A 17,933-nucleotide genomic window follows, 5' to 3' on the forward strand; every position below is an offset into this window, starting at 1 on the left:
CAGTTGACGCCCCGGGTCACGGAAAGCGACCCGGGGCGACCGACTCCGTGGGGCGGACGGCTCAGGGGGTGAGCCGCCACTGGTCGATGTAGCCGACGTCGATCCGGTCATGGTCCTGGACCCGCAGGATCCAGGTCCCGGAGACGGGCTGGGCGGAGGCGTCGACGGTGAAGGTCTGGTCCACGTTGTCGGCGGAGCCGCCGCTGCGGTTCAGCAGCGAGTAGACGGTTCCGTCCGGGCCGACGAGATCGACGGTCAGGTCACCCCGGTAGGTGTGGACGATCTTGACGTAGACCTCAGTGGTGGCCGAGGCGTTGCCGGGCCGGCCGGTGACCGTGATCGGGGACTCCACCGCGGCGCCGGCGTCGGGGATGTCGACGCGGGTGGTGTTGGCGTAGATGTCGGCCACCCGCCAGTTGAAGCGCACGGTGGCCGCCGCGCCGGTGTCATCGGTGACCGTCAGGGTGACGTCGCTGGTCCCCAGCGTGGTCGGGACGCCGGAGATCAGGCCCGTGGAGCTGATCGTCAGCCCGTCCGGCAGGCCGGTGGCCGCATAGGTCAGGCCCGCGCCGGAGTTGGTGGTGTACGCGTCCGTCTGGAGGGACACCGACTGCCCCACCCCGCTGGTCTGGTCCCCGATCGGGGCCACGTTGACGCCCAGCGCGATCCGGTTCCCGACGTTGATCGCGGCCCAGGCGTCGGCCACGGCCAGGTAGGTCGGGCTGTAGGCGCCGAAGAGGTCGGCCGCGGCCTGGAGCGTCGCGGTCCGGGCGCCCGCGTAGTTCGTGGTCGAGGTCATGTAGGTGGTGAGGGCCCGGTACCAGATGCGCTGGGCGTTGTCGATGCCGACGCCGGTCACCGCCTGACCGTCGTAGGTGGGGCTGTCGTACGCGACCCCGTTGACGGTCTTCGCCCCGCTGCCCTCGGACAGCAGGTAGAAGAAGTGGTTCGCCGGGCCCGAGGAGTAGTGGACGTCGAGGCCGCCCAGTGACGAGCTCCAGTAGTCGCGGGACGCACCGTCCTTCGAGGGCTTGTCCATGTAGCGCAGCGGCGTGCCGTTGCCGTTGATGTCTATCTTCTCGCCGACCAGGTAGTCGGGGACGTCGGCGGGCAGGTTGGCGTGGAACTCCACCGCGGCGGCGAAGATGTCGGAGGTCGCCTCGTTCAGACCGCCCGACTCACCCGAGTAGTTGAGGCCGGCGGTCGCGCTGGTGACACCGTGGCTCATCTCGTGCGCCGCGACATCGAGCGCGGTCAGCGGGTGCGTGTTGCCCGAGCCGTCGCCGTAGGTCATGCAGAAGCACGTGTCGGACCAGAAGGCGTTGACGTAGTTGTTGCCGTAGTGGGCCCGGCTGTAGGCGGCCGCTCCGTCGTTGCGTATGCCGTTGCGGCCGAAGACGTCCTTGTAGTAGTCCCAGGTCGCCGCGGCACCGAAGGCGACGTCCACGCCCGCGGTCTGACGGTTGCTCGGCGTGCCGTCGCCCCAGACATCGTTGTCGTCGGTGAAGAGGGTGCCCGTGCCGGAGGTGCCCTGGTTCAGGTCGTAGGTGGCGTGTCCGGCGCGGTCGCCGTCGATGAGCTGGTACGTCGAGCCGGAGAGCGTGGTGCCGAGCGGCACCGTGCCGCTGAACTGTCCTGTGCCGCTCCCCGTATGGACACCTTGGAACCGGAACACGGGTTTGCCCGAGGCGGCGTCGGTGATGACATGGAGCTCGCTGGGTGTTCCGTCGTCCTGGAAGCCTCCGACCACCGACTCCCAGGCCAGCACGGGCTCTGCGCCGGCGGCCCAGACGACGAGGCGCGGGGTGCCGTTCGGTTTCGCGTGCTCGGCACCGGCCTTGACGGCGGTCGCGAGCGCCTTGGCCTTCGCCGCGGCCGAGGAGACCTTCGGGGTGGTGGTCGGCGGGGCGATGGCGGCCTTCGTGGCCTTCGACGTGGTGAGGCGGCCGCTCCTGGCGTGGACGACCAGGTCGCCGCCGAGGACCGGCAGGCCGGCGTAGGTCCGTTCGTAGCGCGTGTGGGTGGTGCCGTCGGCGTCCTGCGCGACGTCCTTGACGACGAGTTTCTCCTTGGCGCCGAGGCCGAGGCTCTTCGCCGTGCTCGCGGCGGCCGCGGCGGCGCTCCTGACGAGCGCGGCGTGCTTCGCCCGAGAGAGCCGGGCGGGGGCCGCGCCGGCCCGAGGCGTTGCCAGGATCTTCGCGTGACCGCGACCGTCGGTGGCGGCCGCGGCGGTACCGGCCTGGACTCCGGCCGCGAGCAGTGCGCTGACGGCGGTGAGCACCAGGGCCCCTGTGAATCCGGGTCGGTGTGGATGACGGTCCTGCCGGAACAAAGCGTTCTCCTTCTGTGGGGTGGTCGGACCCGATGGGTCCGGGAGAGCGGGTCGGGCCGGGTACGGCCCTCCGGCGGCGCGCGGGCGGGAAGGGCACGGCACGAGACGCGTCCGCTCGGCAATGCCCGGAGAAGTGGGTTATGTGAGGGAGCTGTGAACCTCCAGTGAATGCGTGCACAGCAGAGTGACACCCAGCGGGCGAAATTGTCATGACTACACCAAGGCAACGGCTCAAATTGGAGGTTGCCTGCCGCAGTTCAACCCTTCGGGCAGCACTTTCCGGCCGGGCCGACCGGACATCCGACCCGGACGAGCACCCTTTCGACTCGGTGACGGACCCCGCCGGGCGCGTTGCACCCCGTCCCCCGGGCGGCTGCCCGTACCTTGCTCTCAGCATGACCGGCAGTCAGAGACGGCGGGGTGGTGTGGGACGTGGTGGCCGGGACGGGCGGTCGGACGGCCGGGCGGGGCCGAGGGCGCGGGCCGGGTGGCGCGGTACTGGGCAGTCGGCCGGCACACTCCGTGCGGCTCCCGCCGCGCACGCGCTCCGGCCCGGAAGCCGCCACGGCCTCGGCCGGCTCGGTCGCCGAGCGGACCGTGCCGTGGCTGCGCGTCGCCGCGGCCTACGCCTGGCGCCTGCTCCTCGTCTCCGTCGTCGTCTACGGCATCTTCACCGTCCTCGGCCGTTTCCAGCTCATCGCCGTGGCCCTGTTCCTCGCGCTCGTCGTCACGTCGGTGCTGCGCCCCCTCGCCGACCTGCTGAACAGTGTGTTTCCCAGATCCCTGAGCGTCGCCGTCGCACTCGTCGGCAGCCTGCTGGTCTTCTTCACCCTGCTGGCTCTCGTGGGCAACGCCGTGGCGGGCGAGTCGGCGAAGCTGGCGGGCGAGTTCCGGGGCGGCATCCACCGGATCGAACTGTGGCTCCAGCGACCGCCGTTCCGGCTGAGCCCCGGCAAACTCGCGGATCTGCAGGGCCAGGTGACGAACTACCTCGAAACCCACCGGGCGAATCTGCTCAGCAGCGCCATCAGCGGTCTGGGCAGGCTCGTCGAACTGATCACCGGGGCCGCGCTGGCACTCTTCGCCTCCGTCTTCTTCATCCACTCCGGCGAGCGCCTGTGGGGCTGGGCGCGCGACCAGTTGCTGCCCGACGAGGCCCGCCTGGAGTGGGACCGGATGGGGCGTGCGGCCTGGCGGACGTTCGCCGGGTACACGCGCGGCATCATCATCGTGGCCGCCACCAACGCCGTGCTCGTGGGTGTCGCCCTGCTCGTGCTGCGGGTGCCGCTCGCGCTGCCGCTGACGCTGCTGGAGTTCTTCGCCGCGTTCGTGCCGCTGGTGGGCTCACCGGTCGCGCTCGGCGTGGCCACGGTGGTCGCCCTCGCCGGGCGCGGCCCGCTCACGGCCGCTGCCGTACTGGTACTCATCGTCGTCATCGGCCAGCTCGAAGGACATGTGCTGCACCCCCTGGTGATGAGCTGGGCGGTCAGCCTCCACCCGCTCGTCGTCGCCGTGTCCGTCATCGCGGGCACCATCGTCGCGGGCGTGATCGGCGCCATCGTGGCCGTCCCGTTGATCTCGGTCGCCTGGTCGGTGCTGCGCGCGCTGCGAACGGCACCGACCTAGGGCCTGTCCGGCGGCGGCTCAAAGCCGGCTGCGCCGACCGCCTACGGCGTGCCGGGCTCGTACGCGCTGATCACGTACCGGGCCTCGTCGTCCACGGCGTTCTTGTCCCAGTCGAGTGTGACGCGCAGCGGATGTCCGTCGGTCGCGTACTCCGCCTCCGCCGTGTCCGCGCCCTCGCGCCGCGCCTGCCCAAGCTCCTTCAGCAGGTCACCGATGGTGGGGACGATGCCGGACGACCGGTGGACCACAGCCCGGCTTTCCTCGTCGAGTCCCACCGCCTCGGCCACCTTCCCGCCGCGCACGGTCACCCGGAACGTACCGATCAAAGCCCGCTCCCCCTCCGTCGAGCTGAGGGTGTACGTGTACGTGGCCGGTTCCTTCCAGGCGGTACTGCTCTCCTCGGCCGAGTTCGCAGCCGCCTTGCCGGACGCGGGAAGTCCTCCGCACGCGGCGGTCGCCCACAGCAGGCCTCCGATCAGGGCTGTGCGCGGCAACAGGGACCGGGGAGTGACATGTACGACCGTCATGGGTGGGCCTTTCGCGAGTCCTTTCTCCCCTGACGCCAAAAGCCCCGCGGGCGTTCGATCCGCCACGGCCTGCGGCACCTGTGTGTCAGTCGTCAGGGCACATGTGTGCAAGGGAGCGTGCGGATCGCGCCCGGCGTCACGCGCCGTCCGGCAGCTGTTGCTCCGTCCAGATGGTCTTGCCGTCGGCCGTGTGGCGGGTACCCCAGCGCTGGGCGAGCTGTGCGACCAGGAAGAGGCCCCGCCCTCCCTCGTCCGTGCTGAGGGCTCGTCTCAGGTGCGGAGCGGTGTTGCTGGCGTCGGAGACCTCGCAGATCAGCGCCCGCTCGTGGATGAGACGCAGGCTGATCGGGCCGTACGCGTGCCTGATGGCGTTGGTGACCAGCTCGCTGGCTATGAGCTCCGTCGTGAAGGCGACTTCTTCGAGACCCCACACGGCCAGTTGCCGGGCCACGTCGTTCCGCACCACGGCCACTGCCGAAGGGTCCGCGGGGATCTCCCAGCTGGCGACGCGATCGGGGCTGAGAGCGTGTGTTCGCGCGATCAGGAAGGCGACGTCGTCGCGCGGCCGGTCCGGCAGCAGAGTGCGGACCATGATGTCGCAGATCTCCTCCAGCGGCCGGTCGGGGTGGGCGAGGGTGAAGCACAGCCGCTCCATTCCGACGTCCACGTCCCGGTCCGACGCCTCGATCAGCCCGTCGGTGTAGAGCGCGATGATGCTCCCCTCCTCCACCACGATCTCGGCCGACTCGAACGGCAGGCCACCCAGGCCCAGGGGCGGGCCCGCGGGGATGTCGGGGAACTCGACCGGCTCGGTCAGGTGGGCGATCGCGGGGCTGGGGTGCCCGGCGCGGGACACGACGATCGTGCGGGCGACCGGGTCGTAGACGGCGTACACGCAGGTCGCCCCGATGACCGCGGGCCCCTGTGCGGCAGCCTCGGCCTCGTCCGACAGGCGTACGACCAGGTCGTCGACGTGGGTCAGCAGCTCGTCCGGGGGAAGGTCAAGGTCGGCCAGTGTCTGGACGCAGGCCCGCAGACGCCCCATGCTCGCCGCGGCGTGCAGCCCGTGGCCCACCACGTCGCCCACCACGAGGGCGACCCTGGCGCCCGAGAGCGGGATGACGTCGAACCAGTCACCGCCCACCCCGGACTCGAGGTCGGCCGGCAGATAGCGGTAGGCGACCTCGACCGCGTTGAGCTCGGGCAGGTCGGGCGGCAGGAGGCTGGTCTGCAGGGTGAGCGCCGCCTGACGCTCTCTGGCGAAACGCCTGGCGTTGTCGACGCACACGGCGGCCCGCGCCACCAGTTCCTCGACGAGAAGCAGGTCGTCCTCGTCGAACGGATCGGGGTTCTTCCAGCGCAGCAGGGTCACCACGCCCATGGTGATGCCGCGTGCCCGGAGCGGCACGACCAGGTGTGTGTGCACGCCCAGCCGGATGAGCCTCGTCCAGCGCACGGAGTCATCGGCGAGCCAGGATGTCGAGGGGCTGACGACTTCGTTGATGGGCTGTCCCGTGGCCAGGCAGCGTTCCTGAGGGGACCGGGGCGGATAGTCGGTGGCGGTGCCGAGCTCGACGACCACTTCGGGGTGGTCCTCCTGGATCGACAGGTGAGCCGCCCGGCGCAGCGTCTCCTCGCCGGGCGGCACGTCCACGGCCGGGTCCGCTTCCGCCCGAACGGCGTCCAGGAGGTCGATCGCCACGAAGTCGGCGACCCGCGGCACCACGACTTCCGCCAGTTCCCGCACGGTCCGGTCGAGATCCAGCGTCGTGCCGATGCGTTCGCTGGCCTCGTTCAGCAGGGTGAGCCGGTCACGCGCCGAATCCTGTCCGGTGGCCTGGAGGGCGACGAGACAGACACCCAGCGTGTCGCCCACGCGGTTCCGCACGGGAAAGAAAGAGCGCAGTTTGACGCGCCTCTTGCTCCGCCGGCGTGTCATGTCGTGCTGCGCCGGCGAGGACTCCAGGGTCACCTGCGGCTGCCCGGTCATGAGCGCCCGCTTGGCATACCGGCTCACCAGGGGCGAGGACTCACCGGCGTCCGTGACCGTTCCGCTCACGATGTCCTCGGCGGACCCGTACCCCTCCATGTCGGCCAGTGCCCGGTTCGCCCATTTCCAGCTCAGGTCGGTGTCCAGTACGGCGATTCCCATGGGCGATCGCTCCAGCAGACCTCGCGCGATCTGCTCGTGGAACTCGCACTCGTCCTGTTCCCTGGCGTCGCACGCCACGACCAGCCAGCCGCGGTGTCCGCCGGCGGCGACGAGGGGACATGCCCGAACCGCGACATCGACGGTGTGCCCGGCCCGGTGGCGGGCGGCGAGCACGCCGTTCCAGCCACGGCCGACCCGACGCAGCCGTGGCACGGCGGCGGCCGGGCCGGTGCCCGCCAGGAAGGATTCGACCGGGTGCCCCACCGCGTCGCCGGCCGGGTGGCCGAGCAGCCGCTCGGCTCCGGGGCTCCAGTAGACGACCAGCATCTTGGCATCAGTGACCGCCACGGCCGCGGATCCGATGTCGAACGGATCGGCCGGATCTGCACTGCCGAGCGCGCCGCTGACGCCCATACCGTACGTCCCATTCCGGGGCCGGGCCCCCACCAGGCCATTGTTGCACCGAGGGTCATCCCCCGCCGCTCCGGCGCCGCGGGGCGCCGACGGCGATCCGCGGCAGGCCGTCGCCCCTGCCGGAGTGCGCCCGCACCTTCGGAGACCCGCCCGGACCGGCGAGTGCCGGTACGCGCCGGCGGACCGGCGGACCGGCTCATCAGGGATCCCGGACAGGGCGGGGTCGCGGGGGGGGCGGCCGTCCCGTGCCTTCCCGGGGCCGGGGCGAAGGGCGCCGGGCGACGGCGACCCCGGCCTCACCCCCGGCGCCCCGGCGATTCCCGGGGGCAGGTCCCGGGGTCAGGTCCCGGTGGCGCGGCCGGTGGGCAGCGTCCCTCGGCTCTCCCCGGCGGCGTAGCGTCCGGCCAGGGCGTGGAACGCCTTCTTGGGTTCCCAGTGCCAGCCGGAGTGGGGGTCGTCCGGGCAGTCCATGATGGTCTTGGTGATGGCGTAGCTTGCGATGTCGAGGTCGTGGAGTGGGTCGTCGGGGCGGTGCGGGGCGTCCGGGGTGACGAACTCGAAGGCCATCGCCGCGTACAGGTTCATCGCGGAGAAGACGTCCACGAGGTCCGCCAGGTAGGCGGCCTGTGCATGTTCGCTGCGGACGAGGTGGCCCTTGATCTCCTCGGGGTCCTTGTCGTGGTCGACGACGTTCCAGCCCATACCGTCCGTCTCGGGGGCGCCGACGTACGCGCAGGTGCCGAACTCGGTGATCGCCAGGGGCTTTCCGGGACGCAGGTGGCGGCGCAACTCCCGTACATGGTCGGCACGGTGTCGGTGGTACGCGTAGTAGTCGATGCCCACGATGTCGAAGAGGCGCCAGTCGACCTGGTCGTCCTCGGCGGCGGCGTAGCTCAGGCGGCCCCGGAAGACGGACCGGCCGACGGCCGCCGCCTTCGCCGTGAAGCGGTCCAGGAGGCGCTGCATCCTGTCGAGGTCGACGTTGCCGTCCAGCAGGTGCTGTACGCGTTCCAGGACCGTCTCCCCCGGCACGATCCCCGGCACGAACAGCCAGAACTCGCAGCCCACGCTGAAGTCGACGCTCGCGCCCTGCCGGCGCAGCCGCTCGGCGAACCGGCCGGTCTCCGCCAGGTGTTCGAGGATGTCCCGTTCCGGGACGTCGCCGAGGGTCGGCTGGAGCCAGATGTGCAGGCCGCGTTCCGCGGCCTCGGCGGCGGTGGCCGTGAGACGTTCCACGCCGTCGCCGGTGACGTCGACGGTATCGGCGTGCAGCTCGTCGCGGATCACGCGGACGTCCTCGCGCATCCGGGCGGTGCTGAAGGCCGTACCCGGCGTCTCGCCCTCGCCCACGGTGTAGACGACGCCCCGGTGGCGCAGGCCGTGCCGCCGCTGCGTCGCCTGTGCCGTCCCCGCGGGCAGCAGCGCCGCCGCGAGCCCGGCGGATGCCGTCCCGGCCAGGAATCGTGCCCGGCTGATCCCCTTGGTGTTCTTCATGCGGTCACTGTGCCGAGCGGGCGTCCGTCCCGCTGTCCGTCGACGGTCTACGGCGCCGCGACCAAGGGATGAGACCCGGGGGCCGAAAGCCGCAAAGTCCGTCGGTCCGGGACGACTTCGGCGTCGACGCCTTGGCCGATTTGGATGAACCTTGTACCACTCTGGCGAAATGATGTCGTAGTCGATCGTGCGGTGCTAGAAAGGGCTTACACGGGCTCACACCGTGGACCACTTGAACCACCCTGTAGACCGCCCCCGTTGAGAGAGTGCCCGGCGAGCGTCGCACGCGAGGCGGTCCGGAAACGATGGGACGATCTTGCCGAACACCTCACCCCCCACGATTCGTCGAGCGGACGCGGAACGCCCTGCCTCCGGCACGCCGGCGGACGGACGACGAAGATCCCTGACTCGCAACTGGCGGGTGGGCAGGAAGCTACGGGCCGTCCTGCTGATCCCGGTCCTGGTCGCCCTCGCCCTGGGGGGTGTGCGGGTCAAACATTCCATGGACACCCTGCAGGCCGCCGACGACGCGGTACGGGTGGCCGAGCTGGTCCAGGCGGCGAACAAGTACGCGAGCGACGCCATCAACGAGCGCGACGTGTCGGTCATCCCGCTCCTGGAGGGCAAGCGGAACGCCACCGCGGTCGTACAGGCTCGCAAGATCACCGACGAGGACGCGAAGGCGTTCGACGCGGCGGTGAGCCGCGTACCGGACACCGCCGGCCTCCTCAGGCGGATCGAGCTCGTGCGCACCGGCGAGAAGCAGCTCGCCACGGTGCGGGCCGCCGCGTTCACCTCGAAGGTGTCGGGCGTGCAGACGGAGGAGAGCTACCACGCCGTCCAGCACCCGCTGATGGAGCTCTCGAACGAACTCGGCTTCGGCAGCAGCAACCAGGCCAGCTTCGGGCGGACGCTCTACGCCATATCCCTGACCCAGGCCGCCGAGTCGCTGATCCGGTCCATCGGCACGCATCTTCTGGTGGAGAACCGCGACACCCTCGCCCCGGGCGAACTGGAGACCCAGTTGGCCTCGTTCCGCTCGTACGCCTACCTCGAACAGGTGGCGCTCCAGGAGTACGCGGGCGCCGGCACCGCCGGGGACATGGCACGGCTGCGGAAAGCGCTGGCAGCCGCCGGGCAGAAGGGGCAGCAGCAGACCGCCGAGGCTGCCCGACAGGCCAAGGCGGCGGGTCGGACTTTCGTCACTCCGCCCTCCACCACCAAAATGATCAACGAGATCGCCGCGGGGAAGACGACCGCGGAACTCACCGCGGAAGGCATCACACCGGAGTCGTTCTCCGCCGCGTCCACGCTCGGCTTCGACGCCTACCGCGGCATCGAGATCCACCTCACCGACAGCGCGCTGGCGAGCGCCCGCAGCATCGCCGACAGCGCACGCCGGGACGCCGTCACCAATGCCGTGCTCGTGCTCGTCGCCGTGCTCACGGCCTTCCTCCTCGCCGCCTGGGTGGCCCGCTCGATGAGCCGTGGCATGCGTCGGCTGAGCGCCTCCGCCATCGAGATCGCCGAGGAGCGTCTGCCTGCGGCGATCACTCAGCTGTCCCAGGCCGTTCCCGGCCAGGTGGACACCCAGGTGGCCCCCATCCCGATCACCACCACGGACGAGATCGGCGAGGTCGCCCGCGCCTTCGACCACGTCCACCGCGAGGCCGTCCGGCTCGCCGCCGAGCAGGCCTCGCTGCGGGGCAACATCAACACGATCTTCACCAACCTCTCGCGCCGCAACCAGTCACTGGTCGAGCGTCAACTGGCCATGATCACCGACCTGGAGGACCACGAGACCGATCCGGACCAGCTGGAGAACCTGTTCAGGCTGGACCATCTGGCCACGCGGGTGCGCCGCAACGGAGAGAACCTCCTCGTGCTCGGCGGCGAGAGGCCCGCCCAGCAGTGGGACCGGTCACTGCCCCTGGTCGATGTCATCCGTGCGGCCTCCTCCGAGGTGGAGCAGTACGAGCGCATCGAGTTCTCCGGCATCCCGGAGGCCGAGATCGACGGCCGAGCCGTGACCGACCTCGTGCACCTGCTCGCCGAACTCCTGGAGAACGCCACCGCGTTCTCCTCTCCGCACTCGAGGGTCCGCGTGACGGCGGCGCGGCTGCCCGACACCCGGGTCATGATCGAGATCCACGACGAGGGCATCGGGCTGATGCCCGAGGACTTCGCGGTGATCAACCACAAGCTGGCCAACCCGCCGACCGCGGACACCGACGTGTACCAGCACATGGGGCTGTTCGTGGTCGGCAGGCTGGCCGACCGGCACGGCATCCATGTGCAGCTGCGCCCGTCCGGTGCACAGTCGGGTACGACCTCGCTCGTCATGCTGCCCAGCACCATCACGTTCCGGGCCGCCGGGTCCGAACCCGATGTCGACACCCTGGCCCTGGCCGCGGTCGGCGTGACTCACGAACAGCGGCTGGAGGCCGCCATGTCCGCCTTGGCGGGAGCCGCTGCCGAGGACCGCTTCGGCGAGCACGAGGCGTGGACCGACGAGCCCACGGGTACCCGGGTCGCCCACGAGGGCGACGGGCGCGAGCCGCGGACGAAGGGACGCGGCCGCCGGCCGGCGACGGACGACGCCGCCCCGCCGCGTCGGCTTCCCCGGCGTACGCCCGGGAGCAACCGCGTCCCAGGAGCCGCCGAGGACGGAACGCGACGGGGGAATTAGCGGCCGTCGCGCCGGTGACGTCCGGGTCGGCCCGTGCGGGCCGACCCGGACGTCACGGTCAGACGAGGTCGAACCGGTCGAGGTTCGAGACCTTGACCCACGCCGCGACGAAGTCGTTCACGAACTTCGCCTTCGCGTCGTCGCTCGCGTAGACCTCCGCGACGGCCCGCAGCTCGGAGTTCGAGCCGAAGACGAGGTCGGCACGGGTGCCGGTCCACTTGACCTCGCCGGTGGCGTCGTCGCGGCCCTCGAAGGTGTTCTGGTCCTCCGAGGTCGCCGACCACGTCGTGCCCAGGTCGAGCAGGTTGACGAAGAAGTCGTTCGTCAGCTTGCCCGGGGTCTCGGTCAGGACGCCGTACGAGGTCTGCTGGTAGTTGGCGCCCAGGACGCGCAGGCCGCCGACGAGGACGGTCAGCTCGGGGGCGCTGAGGCCCAGCAGGTTCGCCCTGTCGAGCAGCAGGTACTCGGCCGGCAGACGGTTGCCCTTGCCGAGGTAGTTGCGGAAGCCGTCGGCGGTGGGCTCCAGCGCGGCGAAGGACTCCGCGTCGGTGTGCTCCTCCGTGGCGTCCACGCGGCCCGGCGCGAAGGGCACCTCGACGTCGTGACCGGCGTCCTTGGCGGCCTTCTCCACGCCGGCGGCGCCGCCAAGCACGATCAGGTCGGCCAGGGAGACCTTCTTGGCGCCGGAGTTGAACTCCGACTGGATGCCCTCGAGGACACGCAGCACCTGCGCCAGCTCGTCGGGCTCGTTGACCTCCCAGCCGGCTTGCGGCTGCAGGCGGATGCGAGCGCCGTTGGCGCCGCCGCGCTTGTCGCTGGTGCGGAACGTCGAGGCCGACGCCCACGCCGTGGACACCAGCTGCGAGACGGTGAGCCCCGAGTCGAGGAGCTTGGCCTTGAGGGCCGCGATGTCAGCGGCGTCGATGACCTCGCCCTCGGCCTGCGGCAGCGGGTCCTGCCACAGCAGGGTCTCCTCCGGGACCTCCGAACCGAGGTACAGCGACTTCGGGCCCATGTCGCGGTGGGTCAGCTTGTACCAGGCGCGGGCGAAGGCGTCCGCGAACTGGTCCGGGTTCTCGTAGAAACGACGCGAGATCGGCTCGTAGACCGGGTCGAACCGGAGCGAGAGGTCCGTCGTCAGCATCCGCGGAGCCTGGCTCTTCGACGGGTCGTGGGCGTCCGGGACGGTGCCCGCGCCGGCCCCGTCCTTGGCCACCCACTGGTTGGCGCCGGCCGGGCTCTGCTCCAGCTCGTACTCGTACTCGAACAGGTTCTTGAAGAAGCCGTTGCTCCACTGGGTCGGCGTGCTGGTCCAGGTGACCTCCAGGCCACTGGTGATCGCGTCGCCGCCCTTGCCGGTGCCGTAGGTGCTCTTCCAGCCGAGGCCCTGCGCCTCGATCGGAGCGGCCTCGGGGTCGGCGCCGACGTGGTCCGCCGGGCCCGCGCCGTGGGTCTTGCCGAAGGTGTGACCGCCCGCGATCAGGGCGACCGTCTCCTCGTCGTTCATCGCCATGCGGCGGAAGGTCTCGCGGATGTCGCGGGCCGCGGCGATCGGGTCCGGGTTGCCGTTCGGGCCCTCCGGATTGACGTAGATGAGGCCCATCTGCACCGCGCCGAGGGGGTTCTCCAGCTCGCGGTCGCCGGTGTAGCGCCGGTCGTCGAGCCAGGTGGTCTCGGGACCCCAGTAGACGTCCTCCTCCGACTCCCAGACGTCCTCCCGGCCACCGCCGAAGCCGAAGGTGTCGAAGCCCATCGACTCCAGGGCGACGTTGCCGGCGAGGATCATGAGGTCGGCCCACGACAGGCTCTTGCCGTACTTCTTCTTGACCGGCCACAGCAGACGGCGGGCCTTGTCGAGGTTGCCGTTGTCCGGCCAGCTGTTGAGCGGGGCGAAGCGCTGCTGACCTGCACCGGCGCCGCCGCGGCCGTCGCTGATGCGGTAGGTGCCCGCGCTGTGCCAGGCCATGCGGATCATGAACGGGCCATAGTTGCCGAAGTCGGCCGGCCACCAGTCCTTGGAATCCGTCAGCACCTCGGCGATGTCGCGTTTCACGGCCGGGAGGTCGAGGCTCCCGAACGCCTCGGCGTAGTCGAACTCCTCGCCGAGCGGGTTGGCCACGGCGGGGTTCTTGGCAAGGATCTTCAGATTCAGCCGCTCCGGCCACCACTGGCGGTTGCCGCCGCCCTGGGTCGGGTGCGCGGCGCGCCCGTGCGCGACCGGGCAGCCGCCCGCACCCTCGGACTTTGCATCAGCGACGATTGCATCATGGTTCTCAGACATGGGAATCCTTCCGGACTGGGCGGATCACAGTGCTCAGGAACTGACGGCGGTGGAACAAGCGGGGCACAGGCCCCAGTAGATGACCTCGGCCTCGACGACCGAGAAGCCGTGGTCGTCGGACGCGGTCAGGCACGGGGCTTCGCCGACCGCGCAGTCGACGTCCGCGACGACACCGCAGGACCGGCATACGACGTGGTGGTGGTTGTCCCCGACTCGTCCCTCGAACCGGGCCGCACTCCCGGCCGGTTCGATGCGCCGTATGAGCCCCGCGGCAGTGAGCGCGTGGAGGGCTTCATACACGGCTTGAAGGGATATATGGCCAACACGATCACGTACCCCGGAGGCGATCGCCTCGACGCCGAGGTGATCACCGCCCCGGACGGTCTCGAGCAGCGCGACGCGGGCGGCCGTCACCCGCAGGCCGACACCGCGCAGCTCCTCGGCGGTGGTCGGAGTCTGGGATGCGGTCATGGCGGCCAACCTACCCGCATAAACACGATCAGTTCAAGAAAACGAGCAATCCAAGTCTGATGCCCCAGGTCAGGCAGATTTTTTCACGTTATGCAGGGACATATCGACTGACTGTTGCCGGAAACCCCTCTCGCGCTGTGCTAGCCACGCAGGCGGGACATGGTCGGGTCGAACAGTGGCTCTTCGGCGACGACCGCCTCGATGCGCCGGTCGAAGTAGCCGATGTGCACGGTGGTGCCGGGGGTGGCGAGCTCGGCCGGGAGCCAGGCGTAGGCGATGCCCTTGCCGATGGTGTAGCCGTAGGCGGCGCTGGTGACATGGCCCACGGCGCGGTCACCGTCGTACACCGGCTCCTTGCCCATGACGACGGACCGGGGGTCGTCGATCGTGAGGCAGGTCAGCCTGCGGCGGAGGTCGGCCTTGCGGCGTTCGAGCGCGGCCTTGCCGATGAAGTCGTCCTTGTCGAGCTTGACGGCGAATCCGAGGCCGGCCTCGTAGGGGTCGTGCTCGTAGGTCATGTCGGTGCCGAAGGAGCGGTAACCCTTCTCCAGGCGGAGGCTGTTGAAGGCGCCACGGCCCGCGATGACGCCACCGAGCGGCTCGGCCGCGGCCCAGAGGGTGTCCCACAGCTTCTGGCCCAGGTCGGCGGTGGTGTACAGCTCCCAGCCGAGTTCACCGACGTACGACAGGCGCATCGCGGTGACGGGAACGCTGCCGATGTGGGCCTGCTTGGACCGGAAGTACTTGAGGCCGTCGTCGGAGAAGTCGGCGTCCGCGAGAGGCTGCAGGACCTGGCGGGCGAGCGGGCCCCACAGGCCGATGCAGCAGGTGCCGGGGGTGATGTCGCGTACCTGGACCGTGCCGTCGGCGGGCAGGTGGCGGGTGAACCAGTCGAGGTCGAGGTTGCCGTTCGCGCCGACCTGGAAGCGGTCACGGGCCAGGCGGGCGACGGTGATGTCGCTGCGGATACCTCCGTCGTGGTCCAGCAGCAGCGTGTACGTCACGGAGCCGACGGACTTGGCGACCTTGCCGGTGCACAGTCGCTCCAGGAAGCCGGCGGAGCCTGGGCCGGTCACCTCCAGGCGCTTGAGGGCGGTCATGTCGTACATCGCGACCGTCTCACGGGTGGCCTGGGCCTCGGCGCCGACGATGGGCGACCAGTACCGCGCGGCCCAGTCGTCGGGAGTAGGGATGGAACGGCCTTCGACCAGCCCCGCGTTCGCCTCGTACCACTGCGGGCGCTCCCAGCCGTTCGCCTCCAGGAAGAACGCCCCGTGTTCCTGCTGGCGGGCGTGGAAGGGGCTGGTGCGGATGGGGCGTGGCTTTCCGGACGGCTGGAGCGGATGCAGGATGTCGTAGACCTCGACGAAGTTCTGGCAGTCCCGGGCCAGCACGTACTCCGGGGAGAGCTGGTGCGGCTCGAAGCGGTTGACGTCGCACTCGTGCAGGTCGAAGGAGGAGCAATAGCCGTCGACCAGCCATTCCGCGACGGCCCGGCCGACGCCCGCGGAGTGGGTGACCCAGACGGCCTCCGCGACCCAGAAGCCCTTGACGTCCGGTGACTCGCCGAGGAGCGGGTAGCCGTCCGTGGTGAAGGAGAACAGGCCGTTGATGCCTTCCTCGATCTTCGCCTCCCTGGTCGCCGGCAGCAGCGACCGGGTCTCGGTCCAGGCGTCCTCGAAGTCCTCCTCGGTGAACTTCAGGACCGAGGGCATCTGGTCGGCCTCGTCCACGGAGAGGATGTCGTCCGCGGAGACCGGCATCGGGCGGTGGCCGTAGTAGCCGATGCCGATGCCGTCGAAGCGGTCGCGGTAGTAGAGGTCCGCGTCCTGGTGACGCAGGATCGGGCGTACCGCCTCCTCGGTCTGGCCGGCGAGGGCCGGAACCGGGCCGGTCCAGGCGAGTTGGTGGGCGAGCGGGGTGAGCGGGAGGTTCATCCCGACCATACGGGCGATCTTCGGGCCCCAGATGCCGGCACAGCACACGACGATGTCGGCGGGGATCTCGCCCTGGTCGGTCAGAACGCCGGTGACGCGGCCCTCGCTCTGCCGAACGTCGAGGACTTCGTGGCGGGCGAGGAAGCGCACACCCCTCTCGGTGGCGCGGCGGATCTGTGCCTCGACGGCGAGGACGGCCTTGGCGAGGCCGTCGGTGGGGACCAGGAGGCCGCCGAGGACCTTTTCACGGTTGACGAGCGGGTGCCGCTCCACGCACTCCTCGGGGGTGAGCAGGCGGGCCTCGATGCCCCAGGCGGTGATCCAGCCGTGGCGGCGGTGGAGTTCGGTGAGGCGCTCGGGGGTGGTGGCCACTTCGAGTCCGCCGACCTGCAGGAAGCAGGGCTTGCCGTCGACGTCGAGGGAGCAGAACTTCTCGACGGTGTAGCGGGCCAGTTCCGTCATGGTCTTGGAAGGGTTCGTCTGGAAGACCAGGCCCGGCGCGTGCGAGGTGGATCCTCCCGTGGCCGGGAGGGGGCCCTGGTCGACCACGGTCACTTCGGTCCAGCCTCGCGCGGAGATCTCGTCGGCGAGGGCCGCTCCCACTACGCCCGCTCCGATGATGACCACTCGGGGTCCCGCCATCGCCCAACCTCCGAACTTGAAACCAGTCCAGTTGCTGTCTGCGCAACGCGATTCAGGTTGCGCAACTCAATGTGCCTGTCCCCGGGGAGGGGTGTCAAGGGGGCGCAGGACGTCGGTGAACAGCCCGGAAGCGACGCCGGACGCGGCGAGGCCCGGCAGGCTGCACTGGCAGCCTGCCGGGCCTCGTCGGGGCGTTCGGGGTCGCTCTGCTCGAGCGGTTCTCGCCCCCGCCGCCCCTACCCGTCCCGTCCCTGGGGGCTGCCGCCCCCAGACCCCCGCTTCGGCCTGAACGGCCTCGTCCTCAAACGCCGGACAGGCTGAAAGATTGAGCCCCTCCGGCGTTTGAGGAGCGGGGGTTCGGTGCGGAGGGGGCGAAGACACCCAGACGCTACTTCAGCCAGGCGTCGACCTTGTCGCGGTTCGCCTCGACCCACTTCTTCGCCGCTGCTTCGTCGGACAGCTTGTCTACCGCGATGTACTTGGCCACGGTGTTCTGGTCGTCGTTCGTCCAGTTGAACTTCTTCACCAGGTCGTACGCCGGGCTGCCGGACTTGCCGAACTTCGCGCTGACGATCTTGTCCAGGTTGTAGACGGGATAGTCGCAGGCGACCTTGGCCGCATCGGCGTCACAGCCCGTCTTGTACGCGGGCAGGTTCACCTTGACCAGCGGTACCTCGGACAGGAACCACTGCGGCTCGTAGAAGTAGCCGATCACCCACTGCTTGTTCTTCTCGGCCGTCCGGAAGGCCTGGATGAGCGCGGTCTCGCTGCCCGCGTACACCACCTTGTAGTCCAGCTTCAGGTTCTTCACCAGCGCCGCGTCGTTGGTGACGTACGACGGGTCGCCGTCGAGCAACTGGCCCTTGCCGCCCGACTCGGACGTCTTGAACTTGGACGCGTACTTGTTGAGGTTCTTGTAGTCGGTGATGTCCGGGTGGGCCTTGGCCAGCCACGGCGGCACGTACCAGCCGATGATGCCCTTGTTGCCGGTCTGCCCGGCCTCGACGGCGGTCTTCTGCTGGGTGATGTACTTCTTCTTCAGATCGTCGTGGCCCCAGTTCTCCAGGACGGCGTCGACCTCGCCGGTCCCGAAGCCCTGCCAGGCGATCTCCTCCTTCAGGTCCTTCTTGTTGACCGTACAGCCGAGGTCGTGCTCCGCGACGTACGCGACGACCGCCGCGTCCGCCTCATAGCCCACCCACGGGTTGACGGCGAGGTTGAACGTGCCGCACTTGCCGCCCGAGCTCTTCGAGCCGCCCGCGGACGAGCTGTCGCCGACCTTCGCCCCTCCGCAGGCTGTGAGGGTGAGACCGAGGACGGCCAGGCCGGCCGCGCCGGCTCGCCAGTGTCTTGCCATGGTGTCCTGCT

10 protein-coding genes are annotated in these 17,933 nt (G+C 70.1%); 2 read left to right on the top strand and 8 right to left on the bottom strand.

The features are described from left to right. Nucleotides 1-61: 61 nt before the first annotated feature. Entirely contained in the window at nt 62-2,332 is a 2,271-nt protein-coding gene (locus ACIPSA_RS38165) for a M4 family metallopeptidase (RefSeq protein ID WP_402643370.1), read from the bottom strand. Nucleotides 2,333-2,767: 435 nt separating this feature from the next. Between ACIPSA_RS38165 and ACIPSA_RS38170 the strand changes: the two genes are divergently transcribed. After that, nucleotides 2,768-3,958 (top strand): AI-2E family transporter, encoded by a 1,191-nt coding sequence (locus tag ACIPSA_RS38170; protein WP_402643827.1) that lies wholly within the window; start codon nt 2,768-2,770, stop codon nt 3,956-3,958. A 41-nt stretch (nt 3,959-3,999) separates the two neighbouring features. Here ACIPSA_RS38170 and ACIPSA_RS38175 read toward each other — a convergent pair whose 3' ends face one another. From ACIPSA_RS38175 to ACIPSA_RS38185, 3 genes are all read right to left on the bottom strand, one after another. Beyond that, nucleotides 4,000-4,485: a DUF6174 domain-containing protein gene (locus tag ACIPSA_RS38175; RefSeq protein WP_402643372.1), complete on the bottom strand. Its 486-nt coding sequence runs from the start codon at nt 4,483-4,485 to the stop codon at nt 4,000-4,002. Between the two features lie 136 nt (nt 4,486-4,621). Then, on the bottom strand, nt 4,622-7,051 hold the full coding sequence (locus ACIPSA_RS38180; protein WP_402643374.1) for a SpoIIE family protein phosphatase: 2,430 nt from the start codon (nt 7,049-7,051) through the stop codon (nt 4,622-4,624). 339 nt (nt 7,052-7,390) lie between these two features. Then, the gene (locus tag ACIPSA_RS38185; protein WP_402643377.1) at nt 7,391-8,545 is read right to left on the bottom strand and encodes an abortive phage infection protein; all 1,155 of its coding nucleotides are present in this window, start codon (nt 8,543-8,545) and stop codon (nt 7,391-7,393) included. A 421-nt stretch (nt 8,546-8,966) separates the two neighbouring features. Between ACIPSA_RS38185 and ACIPSA_RS38190 the strand changes: the two genes are divergently transcribed. After that, entirely contained in the window at nt 8,967-11,234 is a 2,268-nt protein-coding gene (locus tag ACIPSA_RS38190) for a nitrate- and nitrite sensing domain-containing protein (protein ID WP_402643378.1), read from the top strand. A gap of 58 nt (nt 11,235-11,292) precedes the next feature. Here ACIPSA_RS38190 and katG read toward each other — a convergent pair whose 3' ends face one another. The 4 genes from katG to ACIPSA_RS38210 all read right to left on the bottom strand — a co-directional run bounded on the left by katG (nt 11,293) and on the right by ACIPSA_RS38210 (nt 17,922). Continuing rightward, a complete protein-coding gene (katG, locus tag ACIPSA_RS38195; RefSeq protein ID WP_402643380.1) occupies nt 11,293-13,515 on the bottom strand; it encodes a catalase/peroxidase HPI in 2,223 nt (740 codons plus the stop codon). Between the two features lie 33 nt (nt 13,516-13,548). After that, nucleotides 13,549-13,986: a Fur family transcriptional regulator gene (locus ACIPSA_RS38200; RefSeq protein WP_402643382.1), complete on the bottom strand. Its 438-nt coding sequence runs from the start codon at nt 13,984-13,986 to the stop codon at nt 13,549-13,551. A gap of 140 nt (nt 13,987-14,126) precedes the next feature. Further along, a complete protein-coding gene (locus ACIPSA_RS38205; RefSeq protein WP_402643384.1) occupies nt 14,127-16,565 on the bottom strand; it encodes an FAD-dependent oxidoreductase in 2,439 nt (812 codons plus the stop codon). 388 nt (nt 16,566-16,953) lie between these two features. Continuing rightward, a complete protein-coding gene (locus ACIPSA_RS38210) occupies nt 16,954-17,922 on the bottom strand; it encodes an ABC transporter substrate-binding protein (RefSeq protein WP_402643386.1) in 969 nt (322 codons plus the stop codon). Nucleotides 17,923-17,933 lie beyond the last annotated feature (11 nt).

The sequence above is a fragment of the Streptomyces sp. NPDC086549 genome, assembly GCF_044746205.1.
Lineage (GTDB): Bacteria > Actinomycetota > Actinomycetes > Streptomycetales > Streptomycetaceae > Streptomyces.

Excerpts from the sequence above, each read along its gene's own strand:
- ACIPSA_RS38210 (WP_402643386.1), bottom strand. The coding sequence starts at position 17,922 with ATGGCAAGACACTGGCGAGCCGGCGCGGCCGGCCTGGCCGTCCTCGGT.
- ACIPSA_RS38205 (WP_402643384.1), bottom strand. The coding sequence starts at position 16,565 with ATGGCGGGACCCCGAGTGGTCATCATCGGAGCGGGCGTAGTGGGAGCG.
- ACIPSA_RS38175 (WP_402643372.1), bottom strand. The coding sequence starts at position 4,485 with ATGACGGTCGTACATGTCACTCCCCGGTCCCTGTTGCCGCGCACAGCC.
- ACIPSA_RS38185 (WP_402643377.1), bottom strand. The coding sequence starts at position 8,545 with ATGAAGAACACCAAGGGGATCAGCCGGGCACGATTCCTGGCCGGGACG.
- katG (WP_402643380.1), bottom strand. The coding sequence starts at position 13,515 with ATGTCTGAGAACCATGATGCAATCGTCGCTGATGCAAAGTCCGAGGGT.
- ACIPSA_RS38200 (WP_402643382.1), bottom strand. The coding sequence starts at position 13,986 with ATGACCGCATCCCAGACTCCGACCACCGCCGAGGAGCTGCGCGGTGTC.
- ACIPSA_RS38180 (WP_402643374.1), bottom strand. The coding sequence starts at position 7,051 with ATGGGCGTCAGCGGCGCGCTCGGCAGTGCAGATCCGGCCGATCCGTTC.